General features: G+C 70.9%; 13 protein-coding genes and 2 pseudogenes. 8 read left to right on the forward strand and 7 right to left on the reverse strand.

Annotated elements, in window-relative coordinates; translation table 11 throughout:
* Positions 1-110: 110 nt before the first annotated feature.
* On the reverse strand, positions 111-1,022 hold the full coding sequence (locus tag AB0F10_RS39090) for a Ku protein (protein ID WP_360637512.1): 912 nt from the start codon (positions 1,020-1,022) through the stop codon (positions 111-113).
* 62 nt (positions 1,023-1,084) lie between these two features.
* The gene (locus AB0F10_RS39095) at positions 1,085-2,122 is read right to left on the reverse strand and encodes a glutathione S-transferase C-terminal domain-containing protein (RefSeq protein WP_360637515.1); all 1,038 of its coding nucleotides are present in this window, start codon (positions 2,120-2,122) and stop codon (positions 1,085-1,087) included.
* 380 nt (positions 2,123-2,502) lie between these two features.
* On the opposite strand from AB0F10_RS39095, the gene AB0F10_RS39100 reads away from it, so the two are divergent.
* Both AB0F10_RS39100 and AB0F10_RS39105 read left to right on the forward strand, forming a co-directional pair.
* Positions 2,503-4,551 carry an ATP-binding protein gene (locus AB0F10_RS39100; protein WP_360637518.1) on the forward strand — a complete coding sequence of 683 codons (2,049 nt, stop codon included), beginning with the start codon at positions 2,503-2,505 and terminating at the stop codon, positions 4,549-4,551.
* Positions 4,552-4,592: 41 nt separating this feature from the next.
* Positions 4,593-5,240 (forward strand): anti-sigma factor antagonist, encoded by a 648-nt coding sequence (locus AB0F10_RS39105; protein WP_360637520.1) that lies wholly within the window; start codon positions 4,593-4,595, stop codon positions 5,238-5,240.
* Between the two features lie 26 nt (positions 5,241-5,266).
* Here AB0F10_RS39105 and AB0F10_RS39110 read toward each other — a convergent pair whose 3' ends face one another.
* From AB0F10_RS39110 to AB0F10_RS39120, 3 genes are read right to left on the reverse strand one after another with little or no spacing between them, the layout of a single operon-like run.
* On the reverse strand, positions 5,267-5,872 hold the full coding sequence (locus tag AB0F10_RS39110; RefSeq protein ID WP_360637523.1) for a flavodoxin family protein: 606 nt from the start codon (positions 5,870-5,872) through the stop codon (positions 5,267-5,269).
* Positions 5,873-5,907: 35 nt separating this feature from the next.
* On the reverse strand, positions 5,908-6,402 hold the full coding sequence (locus AB0F10_RS39115) for a DUF1360 domain-containing protein (protein WP_360637526.1): 495 nt from the start codon (positions 6,400-6,402) through the stop codon (positions 5,908-5,910).
* Positions 6,403-6,462: 60 nt separating this feature from the next.
* The gene (locus AB0F10_RS39120; RefSeq protein ID WP_360637529.1) at positions 6,463-7,050 is read right to left on the reverse strand and encodes a hemerythrin domain-containing protein; all 588 of its coding nucleotides are present in this window, start codon (positions 7,048-7,050) and stop codon (positions 6,463-6,465) included.
* Positions 7,051-7,160: 110 nt separating this feature from the next.
* Between AB0F10_RS39120 and AB0F10_RS39125 the strand changes: the two genes are divergently transcribed.
* The 5 genes from AB0F10_RS39125 to AB0F10_RS39145 are packed head-to-tail and all read left to right on the forward strand — an operon-like array spanning position 7,161 to position 11,492.
* The gene (locus AB0F10_RS39125; RefSeq protein ID WP_360637532.1) at positions 7,161-8,378 is read left to right on the forward strand and encodes a hypothetical protein; all 1,218 of its coding nucleotides are present in this window, start codon (positions 7,161-7,163) and stop codon (positions 8,376-8,378) included.
* The gene (locus AB0F10_RS39130; protein WP_360637535.1) at positions 8,371-8,964 is read left to right on the forward strand and encodes a hemerythrin domain-containing protein; all 594 of its coding nucleotides are present in this window, start codon (positions 8,371-8,373) and stop codon (positions 8,962-8,964) included. Before AB0F10_RS39125 ends, AB0F10_RS39130 begins: the two co-directional genes overlap by 8 nt.
* A gap of 53 nt (positions 8,965-9,017) precedes the next feature.
* Positions 9,018-9,755 (forward strand): GAF domain-containing protein, encoded by a 738-nt coding sequence (locus tag AB0F10_RS39135; RefSeq protein ID WP_360637538.1) that lies wholly within the window; start codon positions 9,018-9,020, stop codon positions 9,753-9,755.
* Positions 9,756-9,810: 55 nt separating this feature from the next.
* Entirely contained in the window at positions 9,811-10,323 is a 513-nt protein-coding gene (locus tag AB0F10_RS39140) for a hypothetical protein (RefSeq protein WP_360637541.1), read from the forward strand.
* Positions 10,320-11,492 (forward strand): zinc-dependent alcohol dehydrogenase, encoded by a 1,173-nt coding sequence (locus AB0F10_RS39145; protein ID WP_360637544.1) that lies wholly within the window; start codon positions 10,320-10,322, stop codon positions 11,490-11,492. Before AB0F10_RS39140 ends, AB0F10_RS39145 begins: the two co-directional genes overlap by 4 nt.
* Positions 11,493-11,496: 4 nt before the next feature.
* Here the strand turns inward: AB0F10_RS39145 and AB0F10_RS39150 are convergent, their stop codons facing one another.
* Positions 11,497-12,411, reverse strand: coding sequence for a glycosyltransferase family 9 protein (locus AB0F10_RS39150; protein WP_360637547.1), 915 nt, complete (start codon positions 12,409-12,411; stop codon positions 11,497-11,499).
* A pseudogene (locus tag AB0F10_RS39155) lies at positions 12,408-12,878 on the reverse strand (SDR family oxidoreductase); the annotation flags it as partial. The pseudogene AB0F10_RS39155 and the gene AB0F10_RS39150, both read right to left, overlap by 4 nt.
* 51 nt (positions 12,879-12,929) lie before the next feature.
* Between AB0F10_RS39155 and AB0F10_RS39160 the strand changes: the two are divergent.
* A pseudogene (locus tag AB0F10_RS39160) lies at positions 12,930-13,431 on the forward strand (aldehyde dehydrogenase family protein); the annotation flags it as partial.

Raw genomic sequence — 13,431 nt, forward strand, 5'->3', positions numbered from 1 at the left:
TCAGCCACGTGCCGCTGATCGACACCGCGCGCACGCTCGACACCGCCCTCGCACCCACCGAGGCGAGAGCCCGCGAGGGACTCCGGTGACGCCGCGAGGGCGATCCGGGCTCAGGCGGCCTTCTTCGCGGCCTTCCGCGGCGCGGTCTTCTTGCCGGTGGCCGGCTTCTTCGCGGAAGCCTTCCCGGGCGAGGCCTTCTTGGCACGCTCCTTCTTGGCGGCGGGCTTGCGGGCGGCCGCGCGGCCGCTGCGGGCGCGCTCGACACTGGCCTGCAGCGCCGCCATCAGGTCGGTGACGTCGGTGGCCCCCGGCGCGGGGTCCGCGACGGTGATCTCCTTGCCGGCCTTCTTCTCCTTGATCAGCGCGTTGACCCGGTCGGTGTAGCCGTCCCGGTAGTCCTTCGGGTTCCACCTGCCCGACATGGAGTCGATCAGCTGTATGGCCATCTTCATCTCGGCCGGCTTGGCCGCGGCGCGGGGCAGCCCGTCCAGCTCCTTCGCCGGGTCCCGCACCTCGTCGGCGAAGTACATGGTCTCCAGTACGAGCAGTTTCCCGTCCGGCCGGATCGCGGCGAGATACTCCTTGCCGCGCATCACCAGGGTCCCGATCGCGGCGCGGCGCGCCTTGGCCATCGCGTCCCGCAGCAGCGCGTACGTCTTGGCGGTCTCCTCGCTGCCCGGCGCGAGATAGTAGCTCTTCTGGTAGAAGATCGGGTCGATCTCCTCCAGGTCGACGAACGCGTGCAGCTCCAGGCTCTTGGACCGCCCGGGTGCCACCGAGTCCAGCTCCTCCTGCTCGAGCATGACCAGCTTGCCGCCACCGACGTCGGTCCCCTTGGCGATGTCGCCGTAGTCGACCTCCTTGCCGGTGCGCTCGTTCACCCGCTGATAGCGGATCCGGTCGGTGGTGCCCTTCTCGTACTGGTGGAAGGAGACCTCGTGCTCGCGCGTGGCGGAATACATCGCCACGGGCACCGAGACGAGCCCAAAGGTGACAGCTCCGGTCCAGATCGGTCGCGCCATCCCACCTGATTACCCGCTTCCGCCGCGATCTCACCGCCGGGCGACGGGAGACTGCCGGGTGGCTATGTCGCCTCTGCCGCGAGCGGCGTGTGGGCCGGCGGGACGGTCTCGTCCGGCAGCGGCGGCCCGGGCGGCGTGCCGTCGCCGAACGGGCGCCCGCCGAGCTGTTCGCGGCCGTGGGGCTCGAGCCAGTTCCGCAGGTCCGGGCCGGCCGGCACGATGCCGGTGGGGTTGATGTCGCGGTGGACCAGGTAGTAGTGCTGTTTGATGTGGGCGAAGTCGGTGGTGTCGCCGAAGCCGGGAGTGGTGAACAGGTCCCGCGCGTACGCCCAGAGGACCGGCATCTCGGTGAGCTTGCCGCGGTTGCACTTGAAGTGTCCGTGGTAGACGGCGTCGAAGCGGGCGAGGGTGGTGAACAGCCGCACGTCGGCTTCGGTGATGGTGTCGCCGACCAGGAACCGCCGGTCGGCCAGGCGTTCCGACAGCCAGTCGAGCGCGGTGAACAACCGCTGGTAGGCGGCGTCGTAGGCGTCCTGGCTGCCGGCGAAGCCGCACCGGTACACCCCGTTGTTGACCTCGGTGTACACCCTCCGGTTGACCTGGTCGATCTCGTCCCGCAGGGCGTCGGGGTAGAGGTCGGGGGCGCCGGGGCGGTGGTAGGCGCGCCACTGGGTGCTGAAGTCGAGGGTGATCTGGGGGAAGTCGTTGGTGACGACCTGCCCGGTCGGCACGTCCACGACCGCCGGTACGGTGATGCCCCGCTCGTAGCCGGGGACTCTGGCGAAGTACGCCTCCTGGAGTCGTTCGATGCCCAGCACCGGGTCGCGGCCGCCCGGGTCGAGGTCGAACGTCCAGCTGTTCTTGTCGTGGGTGGGGCCGGTGATGCCCATGGAGATGGCGTTCTCGAGGCCGAGCAGGCGCCGCACGATGATCGACCGGTTGGCCCAGGGGCAGGCCCGGCTCACCACGAGGCGGTACCGCCCCGGCTCCACGGGGTAGCCGTCCGCGCCGTCGGCGGTGATCCGGCTGGTGAGGTAGCGCTGGTCGCGTTGAAACGAGCCTTCCTCGGTGACGTACGTTCCGCTCTCCCGTTCGGTCATGTCGGCCCCTTCCTCGTCCGCAACGTCTCGTCGCGCGGTGCGGCTCACGATCGACCAGCGCCCCGCGCTGAGCGGGGAAGAACGGCCCGAGTTTACTCACGGCCGGGCCGGCCGCTGCCGAGCCCGCCACGGTCCCCCGCGTAAGAGACGCCCGCTTCCGTCTGCCGGCCAAGGCCCGCCGATCAGCCGATTCGTCTGCCCGCGCAGGGGTGGCGATGGGAGGATTGCCTGGCCGGCGGGGTCCTCGGCCAAGACCCTCACCAGGTGAGGCGCCACCCGTGTGGGCAGGGACGGCGCGGCCTGAGGGCTCATCGGAGGAAAGGATTCGCCATGGCCAGCTACCAGGCCGGCTGGCAGATCTTGGCGAGCGGGGCGCCGGCGTGATCTCGGCGGCCCCCGGGCACAACGGCGGCCGCGCCGACCAGGGCACCGTGGGCCGGATGATGAACCGTGCGTTCGGCGCGCTGGTCACGCTGGTGCTGGTCACCGGCCTGGCGGGTCTGGTGGCGGCGGTGCCGCCGTTCGTGCTGATCAGCCGGCCGCTGAGCGAGGTCATCGACGTGCGCGCCGTCCACTCCACGGTGCGGACCCCGCTGATCCGGGCGCAGACGAGCGTGGACGGCTATCTGTTGACCGGCGGGGGCGGCTACCTGGTTTCGTACGAGCAGGCCAAGCAGGCGTATCCCGACGCGATGGCCGCACTGCGGTCGACCGCCGCCGACCACGTCCCCCGAGAAGTCGCGGAGCTGGACGAGCAGGCGACCCGCTGGTGGGCGCTGGCCGACCCACTGGTCCCCGGGACGCCGGGATCTCCACCGTCGGAGCTGGCCATCAACGCGCTGCACGCGCAGTTTCGCCGGGTGATCTCCGCCAGTCTCCAGATCAACGTCGTGCTGTCCGCGGAGGTGGTCAAGCTCAACCGCACCAACGACATTCTCAACACGGTCGCGTTGACCGGGATGGTCAGCACGATTGTGCTGGGCGTGCTGGTGGGGGTGTGGATCGGCCGGTCGGCGACGCGGCGCATCACGGACCCGCTCGGCCAGGTGGTTCGGGTCCTCGACCGGCTCGGCAGCTATGAGCGCGACGCGCGCGTGACGCTGACCGAGGCCCCGGCGGAGATCGCCACCGTCGCCGCGGCGGTGAACGCCACCGCGGACGAGGCGGACGCGGAGCGCGACATGTTCGCCGCCTTCCAGGAGCACAGCGCGGCAGTACGCCAGCACCTCTCCCGCAAGCATGCCATCAGTGCCGCCGCCCGGTCCGCCGGCGAACTGGTCGATGCCGATCACGCGGTGATCAGGCTGGTCCCGGACGAGGACGGGCCCACCGCGGCCCAGGTGTGGAGCGCACCGCAGGCCCCCGGCGACCCGTCACCGCTGGCCGGTACGCCGGTGGACTGGCTCGCGATGCCCCCGGCCGCCGCGTTCGTCGCCTCCCCCGACAGCGGCCCGCAACCTCCCGAGACCGAGCGCGCCGCGCTGCGTGCGGCCGAGGCCGGTCCGGTGATCACGGTGGCGTTCGGCGAGGGCGCCGACCCGGTCGGGTACCTGACGGTCCTCAAGCGGCACGGAAGCTCGCCCTGGCGCCCCTACGAGGTGCACCTGATCAGCATGCTCGCGGCCGACCTGGGGCGAATTCTGACCCAGGCCAAGCTGTTCGAGCACGCGAACGAACTCGTGGCCCGGCTGCGGGAGGTCGACGCCGCCAAGTCGGAGTTCATCTCCACCGTCTCCCACGAGCTGCGCACGCCACTGACGAGCGTCTCCGGCTACCTGGAGGTCCTCATCGAGAAGGAGGCCGGGCCGCTGACCTCCGCCCAGGACCGCATGATCACGGTAATCGATCGCAACGTCGAACGCCTCCGCCGGCTCATCGAGGACCTCCTGCTGATGTCCCGCATCGAGGCCGGACGCCTCACCCTCACCCGCGAACCGATCGACCTGGGGTCGCTCATCGAGTCCGTGACCCAGGTGGTCGAGCCGAACGCCAACAAGGCCCGCGTGACCCTGATTCGCGACACCACCGAGCCGATCACGGTCCACGGCGACCGGGCACACGTGGAACGCGCGGTCCTCAACGTCGTCGCCAACGCGGTGAAGTTCACCCCGGCCGACGGGACGGTCACGATCACGGCCCGTACGGAGGGACCGGACGCGGTCCTCTCCGTCCGGGACACCGGCATCGGTATCCCGGCCGCAGACCTGCCCTACCTGTTCAGCCGGTTCTTCCGGGCCAGCAACGCCACCCGCCAATCCATCCCCGGCACCGGCCTCGGCCTGGCCATCGTGGCAAACGTCGTCGAACGGCACAGCGGGACGATCACCGTCGACTCCCACGAGGGCGTGGGCACCACGATCACCATCCGGCTCCCCACCACCGAGTCGTCCCCCGCGGGAGCAACTGACGTGCCGCGACCAGCGCCCTGAGCGGCTCTCGATCCCTGTCGTGGCCACCGGCCGGAACCCTTTTGAAGATTCGCGAACGCCACATCCTGATCGAGCGCTACTACGGCAACCGCACCCAAACCCAGATCGCCGCCGACCTCGGCATCTCCCAAATGCACGTCTCCCGCCTCATCACCGCCACCCTCGACCGGCTCCGCACCGCCATGCTCACCGACGAAACACCCACCTGGCCCAGCCACCACCCCGCCCGCACCGACACCAACCCGACCATCACCACCGACCGCGAACCCACCGGAACAACCCGCATCCTCATCACCGGCGAGATCGACCGCGACAACACCGACCACCTCCGGCAAACCCTGCTCGACCGGATCCGCCGCACCCCGACCACCAACCGCCTCGTCATCGACCTCACCGACGTCCCAGCCATCGACACCGCCGGACTCGCCGCCCTGGTAAGAACACACGACGCCGCCCAAGCCCGCGGCATCGAACTGACCATCACCGGCATGCAGCCCTACGTCCGCCACCTCGTCACCCTCACCGGCCTCGGCACCCTGCTGCCGACCACGTCGCCACGAACAACGGTCGACGCGGCCGGCGGGCCGACGTCGGCCCGGCGCACGGCGCCGAGCCACCCGGGGCAGCCTCCAAGAAGATCAACTGTTCATCACGTGCCGCGCGGCCGCGAACCGCGGTCGGCGCGATAGCGGGCGGAACCTGCCGTCGGGCCCGGCTATTCCGGTGGCGCCTGCAGGGGTGTGGCCGCGAGGGCCTGAGCGACGGTGACCAGATTCTTGGCCATCGCCCGGCCGGTCTTGGCGGCCCAGTCGTGGCCGCGCTGGTCGTCCAGGTAGTCCGGCCCGGCTCCGGGGCCGAGGTGCCAGTAGGTCCAGGCCTGGCCCGGAATGGTGAAACCGATGTCCATGAGGGCGCCGCTGATCTCGGAGATCACGTGGTGAGCGCCGTCCTCGTTGCCGGTGTTCACCACGCCGGCCACCCGGTTGTAGGCGACCGGCCGGCCGTCGTCATCGGTTTCGGACAGCATCGCGTCCATGCGCTCGATCACCCGCTGGGCGACCGAGGACGGTCTGCCCACCCAGGTGGGCGTCGCGACGATCAGGATTCGCGCGGCCAGTATCTTCGCGCGGATGGCCGGCCAGTCGTCGCCGGGTCCCATGTCGCTCTCGACGCCGGGCTTGATGTCATGGTCGACGGCACGGACCCAGTCGACCGTCACGCCGAGCTTCTCCAGGGCCTCGGCGACAACCTGGGCAAGGGCCTCGGTGTTGGACGGCTCGGGGGCCGGTTTCAGGGTGCAGTTGATGATCAGGGCTCGCATACCGGAGGGCTACCCGCCGGAGTTCGGATCACACCTCAACCCTGGGCGCCGCGCTTGGCGGCGTCGTAGGCGAGCTGCAGAAAGTCCGAGACCGCCGTCGCGGTCAGCATCGTGGCGCCCAGCCTGGTCAGCCGCGGCGCCAGGACCAGACCGCCGGTCAGGCCCGTGGCCACCCATACCGCGAGGCAGAACGGGCAGGTGACCAGCTCCCCGATGCCATGCCGCACGCCGCTGCCTCCGTCGCGTACCTCCTCGTTCAGCTCCCCATCCCCCGCCGGTCCGGAGTACCGGGCGAAGGGCGCGCGCAGCGGGCTCGTCACCGCGTCCTTGGCGAGCAGCCGACTGAGCTTGTGCGTGGCGATCGAGACGAGCACGATGTCGGCAACGGCAGGTCGCTCGGGGGCACGCCGCCCGGCGACCCGGCCGGCGACCGACAGGGCCGCCACCAACCCGCCGAAAGCGGCGATCGCCGCGACGTAGCCCTCCAACGGCCGCTGCCCTCCGGCGTAACCGTGAACGGCGTGCCTCATCTTGGCGCGTACGGTGTTTACCACGATGTCCTTTCCCGGTCGGGGCCTGCCCCGCGACCCTCATTCCTGTTCGCGCAGTGCCTCGATGAGGTCGTCCTTGTTCATCCGCGAACGACCCGGGATGTCGGCCTCCCTGGCCCTCTCGTACAGCTCGTCGCGGGTGGCCTCGGCGAGTTCGCCGGTCCCGGTGGCCGCGGGTGCCGTCCCGTAGCCTGACGTGTCGAGCTCGTCGAGGCGGGCCCGTTCGAACGCTGCCCCGAGCCGCTCGAGGGTCTGTTCGTCGGTTGCCTTGCGCAGCGCGGGGAGCAGTTCCGACTCCTCCTCCCGCACGTGGTGGTCGACGGCGGCGACGAACTCCTCGACCGCCAGGTCGAAGTGCGGCGAATCAATGAGGTTACGCACCTTTCGGAGCTTGTGTTCCGCCTCGAGATGCTCGTCGGCGCCGTGCTCGACGTCGTCCTTCTCCGCCGCCGCCTTGGCGATGACCGGGTAGACCTCGGCCTCCTCGGCCCGGGCGTGGGCGCTCAGGCGCGCCTCGATTTCAGTGACGAGTTCGCGCCGGTCACCGGTGCCGGCCTTCAGCCGGGCGAACAGCCGTTCCATCAGGCGGTGGTCGTTCTTGATCAGCGTCACGGCATCCTGCGCCATGGTCACTCCTTCCCGGCGGGCCTGGCGCCGGGTACCCGGAGATGCCCGGAGCAAACGCGTTTGCTCCCGAGGGGTCCGGGTATGCGCGCGGTTCCCGCAAAGGAGTGTCGATGTTCAATCCACTTGATCACAAAGGGCTCGCCCTGGACCAGCAGCTGCGCGACTGGCGCGAGCTGAATGTCGAGCCCATCGACCCGGAGGCGGTCGACCCGTACACCCGGTGCCGGATCATCACGATGAACGGCATCGAGGCCGAGGCCATCATGTTCTCCCACCAGTTCGCCCGCGTCTGCCCGGACAACGACGTCAAGCGGCAACTGGCGTACACCCGGTTCGTGGAGAGCCAGCAGCAACGCGCGGTCAACTGGTTGCTTCCCGGGCTGGCCAGCGTGCTGGAAACCACCCTGGGCTACGAGCAGGTCGCCGTCGATCTGACCGCGTGGGTGGCCCGGCACGAGCCGGACCCCTATCTCAAGCAGGCCTACGAGTTCGGCGTGCTGGAGGACTTCGACCACCTCTACCGCTACGCGAACCTCTACGAGATGGTCGAGCGGCGCAAGGCCGAGAAGATCGTCAACGGGGTGACCGAGGTGATGCCGGGCCGCCCCACCGTGGCGGAGTTCCGGCATCCGTTCGACAACGTCAACGACCCCTACGACAAGGACGCCGTCGATCCGCGCTCCAAGCTGCACGCACTCACGATCCTGTCGGCCGAGCAGCAGGTCATGGTCTATTACATGAACACCGGCCCGCAGTACATGGAGCCGATCGCCCGGCAGCTGTACCAGGAGATCAGCCTCATCGAGCAGGAGCACGTCACCCACTACGAATCCCTGGTGGACCCCGGTGAGACCTGGTGGGAGCGGCTGGTCACGCACGAGTACAACGAATGCTGGCTGTACTGGTCTTTCATGGAGCAGGAGACCGACCCCCGCATCAAGGCCATCTGGGAGCTGCATCTGCAGATGGAACTGGCACACCTGCAGCAGGCCGCCGACCTGCTGCGCCGCCACGACGGCCGGGAACCGGAGCAGATCGTCGGCGACACCGGCCTGCCCGAGCCGCTGAAGTTCGAGCCCAACAAGGAATATCTTCGCCACCTGCTCGCCACCCAGATCGACCTCACCAAGCTGGGCGCGGGATATGTCCGGGAGGCACACGAACGGTTCGAGGAGATGCAGGAAAAGATCCACGGCGGCCAGCAGCCGCCGAGCGAGGCCGTCATCGACGCCCACCGGGAGATGTTCGGCGACGAGTACCGGCTGGAGACCGAGGGCCCGCATCCGGTGGAGTCGCTCCGCGCGCGGCAGGGGTCCCGCCGTGCCTGAGCCCGCGACCGCCGACACCGCACGCCCCCGGGGCCGGGACGTCGACGTCGTCGACCTGTTACTGACCCAGCACGCCCGCATCGAGGAACAGTTCCTCCTGGTCATCGGCGCGTCCGGCGCCGCGCGGCGGGAGGCCTTTGAAGATCTCGTACGCCTGCTCGCGGTGCACGAGACGGCCGAGGAGGAGCTTGTCCACCCGCTCAGCCGTACGATCGCCGACAGCGACGCGATCATCGACGACCGCCTCGAGGAGGAGCGACAGGCGAAGGAGACGCTCGACGCGCTGCTCGATGCCGACGTCGACAGCGAGGGGTTCGAGACGTCGTTGCTGCTGCTGCGCACCGCCGTGCTGACCCACGCGAGGCAGGAGGAGAGGTACGAGTTCCCCCGGCTGCGGGCCGGCATCCCGGCGGAACGGCTCATCGCCCTGGCTCCGGCGGTGCGCGCGGCCGAGGCGGCCGCGCCGACCCGGCCACACCCCGGTGTCGAATCGGCGAAGGCCAACCTGGTCGCCGGCCCGGCCCTCGCGGTCGTCGACCGTGCCCGCGATCTGATACGTGAGGCCGCGCGCCGAACCCGATCCTGACCGTCCGGCCCCCGGTCCGGCACGCCCGGGGGCCACCGACCTGCGAGGCAGACATGGCATCGCCCTCATCCGCCGCCGATCGGCCCCCGCCGCACGGCCCGCTGGCCGAGGCCATGATCACCTTGGCGGGCGCTCCGGATTACTCGCCGCGGGTGGACTCCCTCCTGATGACCATCGCCGGACTCGCCGCCGAGCGCGTCGCCGCGGCGAGTCACGCGTCGGTCACCGCCCTGCGAGGCAAGGCCTACACCACCGTGGCGGTGAGCGAAGAACTGATCACAGAGATCGACCAGGTCCAGTACGCGGACAACGCCGGCCCCTGCATCGAGGCCCTCGACCTGGGTGTTCCGGTCGCCGTACCCAATACCGGCGCAACCGTGCAGTGGCCCGGATTCCACCAGGCGGCCCCCCGGATGGGCTTGCACGCGTCCGTCTCCGTCCCCCTGTACGCGGGGCGCGGGGACGCCGTCGCCGCCCTCAACCTGTACAGCCACGACCGCGCCGCGATGACGCCGCTGATCGCCGGGATCTGCACGGTGCACGACCATCCCGATCGGGACCCCGCCGGCGACGAGCACCTTGCCGGTCTCGACGCCGGCGGCCGCGAACTGGTGGCCGGCTACGCCGAGGCGCTCAGCATCCGCGCCACGGTACGGCTCGCCCTCGAGCTCATCAGGACCGACAACCGGTGCAGCCCCGACGACGCCTACCTGAGTCTGTGCATCCGGGCGGGCGAGGCCGGCACCGACCTCGCCGCGGCCGCCGCGGCCCTGATCAACCACAACATCTGACAGCCTCGCCGCGCCGCCCGGGTTTAACGGGGCTCCCGGCAGGTATCCACGCGGCATGCCCGATGAGAGGAGACCGGCGATGGGCCGGGCCGCACGAACATTGATCTTCGCCACCGCCTGTGGCGCCGGCGCGGTGGCCACCCGCGCCGTGCTGAACCGGCGTAGCCCGCGCCGGGCCGGCGCCCGCGAGGACGCCAGGCATCAGCGGTGGCACACCATCACCGTCAACCGCGACATCGCCGAGGTGACCACCGGGGATCGGTTGCCGCAACCGCTGGCCGACCTGTCCGGGGTCGAGGTCCGGTTCCGGCCGGCGCCAGGTGACCGGGGCACCGAGATCGCCGTACGGCTGCTGGCCGGCGAGCCGGCCGGCGCGGCGACGATCAGGAACCGGGTCGCCGGCGACGACCCGCGGTATGCCGTCCGCCGCGCCCTCCGGGAGACCCGGTCGCTGCTCGAGACGGGCGACGTCCTGCTCCCCGACGCGCCGGCGACCACGCGCCGCACCATCCGGAACACACCCCTGGAACACGCCACCAGGCACGGCCGTGAGGAGGGTCTGCTGTGAAGGCGCTGACCTGGCAGGGAGTCGACAAGCTTTCGGTCGAACAGGTCCCCGACCCCGGGCTCCGCAACGACCACGACGCCATCGTGAAGGTGACCAGGTCCGTGGCCTGCGGATCGGACCTGCACCTGCTCGGCGGCTACATCCCCTTCATGCGTCAGGGTGACGTGCTCGGCCACGAATTCCTCGGCGAGATCATCGAGATAGGCCCGGAGGTCCGCAGACATCGGGTCGGTGACCGGGTGGTGGTGTCGTCGTTCATCGCCTGCGGACACTGCTGGTACTGCGACCGCGACGAATACTCGCTGTGCGACAACACCAACACCAACCCGGCGATCACCGAGACCCTGTGGGGACACGCGCCCGGCGGCTGCTTCGGTTACTCGCACGCGATGGGCGGCAACGCGGGAAGCCACGCCGAGTACATCCGGGTGCCGTTCGCGGACGTGGGGGCCTTCTCCGTGCCGGAGGCGGTCAGCGACGAACGCGCGGTGTTCGCCTCCGACTCGGCGGCGACCGGCTGGATGGGCGCCGACCTCGGTGGCGTGCGGCCGGGAGACGTGGTCGCGGTGTGGGGTGCCGGGGCGGTCGGGCAGCTGGCCGCGCGCGCGTCGCTGCTGCTGGGCGCCGAACGGGTGATCGTCATCGACCGGTACGACTACCGGCTCCAGCAGGTCGAGAAGTACGTCGGTGCGGAGGCCGTCAACTACGAGCGCGGCGACGTCGCGACCGAACTGCGGGAGCGCTCCGGCGGCCGCGGGCCCGACGTGTGCATCGAGGCGGTCGGCATGGAGGCGCACAGCCCCGGCCCGCAGTTCGCGTACGACCAGCTGAAGCAGCGGCTGCGGCTGCAGAGCGACCGGCCGATCGCCGTACGGGAGGCGGTGCACGCGTGCCGCAAGGGCGGCTCGGTGTTCATCCTCGGCGTCTTCGCCGGCATGGTCGACAAGTTCCCGCTGGGCGCCATGATGAACAAGGGCCTCACCGTGCGCGGTGCGCAGATGCACGGGCAGCGTTACATTCCGATGCTGCTCGAGCGGATGGCGGACGGTGACCTGATCACCGAGCACCTCGCCACGCACGTCATGCCGCTCGACGACGCCCCGGAGGGCTACCAGATCTTCAAGGACAAGAAGGACAATTGCGTGCGGCCGGTGTTCCTGCCGAACTGACCACTCAGGCGATCGCGTTCCCGGCCTCGGCGCAGACTTCGGAGGGCTCGATGGCGAGCAGCGCGGGATGCACGCCGGGGCCGGAGGCGTCGCCCGGCTCGCTGCGGGTGCCGTGCCAGATCGCACGATGCTGCGGCCGGCCGGCCGGCGGCCCCCAGCGGTGCGGGGACATCGGCCCGAACAGCACGACCGACGGCGTGGCGTACGCGGTGGCCAGGTGGGCGATCCCGGTGTCGCCACTGATCAGCAGCCGCGCGTGGGCCACCAGGCCGGCGAGCTCGCGCAGGCTGGTGGAGAACACGGCGTCGCGGGGCAGCCCGGAGGCGGTGGCGACCCGTACCGCAAGGTCCTGCTCGGAAGCGGAACCGGTGATCACGACGCGATGACCCAGTGACCGCAGCTGCCGGGCGACGGCCGCGTAACGGTCCGGCGGCCAGCGGCGCGACGGCGATTTCGCGCCGGGATGGATGATCGTGACGCCGGCCGGGACCCGGGCGTCCGGGATGGACAGCGAGAGATCGGACGGGTCGGCGGGGACGCCGTAGTGGTGCAGCAGCCGGCACCAGCGGCGCACCTCGTGTTCCTCCTCGGTCCAGGCCGGACCGTCCAGGTGCCCCGCCTCGGCATTCGCGAACGCCCAGAGTTTCGCGGGCTTCGCGGCCTGGAGCAGCCGGTGTGACTCCGGGCCGCGGCCGTGCAGGTTGACCGCGACCTTGGCCACCAGCCGGCGGCGGCGCGGTGCGATGCCGTCGGTGGGCACTATCCGGTCGACACCGCCGATCAGATCGACGAGCGGTGTCAGCCAGGCCGGTGCGGCCAGCGCCAGGGTCTCGCCGGGAAAGGCGGCCCGGACCCCCCGGATCGCCGGCACGGAGGTCGCCAGGTCACCGACGCCGAGCGCGCGCAGGGCGAGGATCACGGGTACGAGGTCTCCGTCTCGGCCGCGATGACGAAGTCGCGGACGGCGCAGCCGGCGGGCTGGCCGAGCGCGAACATGATCGCCGCGGCGACGTTCGCCGGGTCGTCGAGGATCGCGTCCGGGCCCGGCTTGTACCGCTCGTCGCGGTCGTCGAAGAATCTGGTCCGCATCCCGCCCGGGATCACCAGCGTGACGTTGACCTGCCCGGCGAGTTCGGCGCAGAGCGCCCGGGTGAACCCGACGACGCCGAACTTGGCAGCGCAGTAGGCCGTGGCGTCGCCGACCGCCCTGATCCCGAGGGTGGAGGCGATGGTGACCACGCCGCCGTGCGAGCGCTTGAGCGCCGGCAGCGCGGCGCGGACCACCGCGGCGGTGGCGAGCAGGTCGACGGCGACGATCCGGTCCCAGGTCTCGCCGGGGATGTCGGCGAGCGCTCCGGGCACGTCCAGGCCGGCGGCGGTCACCACGCCGTGCTCGAACCGTTCCTCGACGCCCTGGCCGCCGAGGCCGACCAGTGGGCCGGCGATCTCGGGCCGCTGGTCGACCGGCGGCTGCGCGACGCCGTCGACGACCAGGTGCGGTGGGCGGTGAAGCAGGGCGCCCGGGTGATCCGCGGCGGGACGGTCCCGGCCGGGCCGGTCGCCTTCTATCCCCCGACCGTGCTGGCCGACTGCACCGACGAGATGACGGTGATGCGCGAGGAGACGTTCGGGCCGGTCGCGCCGGTCGCCGTCGCCGAATCCTTCGACGAGGCGCTGCGCCGCGCGGCCGATTCCCCGTACGGCCTGGCGGCCACGGTGCTCACCGGCTCGATGAGTCATGCCCAGCGGGCCTGGCGCGCCCTGCCGGCCGGCACCGTCAAGATCAACGCGGTCTTCGGTGGCGCGCCGGGCGGTGCCGCGCATCCGCGGCGCGGCAGCGGACAGGGTTTCGGGTACGGCCCGGAGTTGCTGGACGAGATGACCGCGACCAAGGCCGTGCACCTGCAGGCGCCGCCGCGCCAACGAACTCGGCAAGGCC

Origin of the sequence: Actinoplanes sp. NPDC026623, assembly GCF_040638275.1 — a bacterium.
Lineage (GTDB): Bacteria > Actinomycetota > Actinomycetes > Mycobacteriales > Micromonosporaceae > Actinoplanes.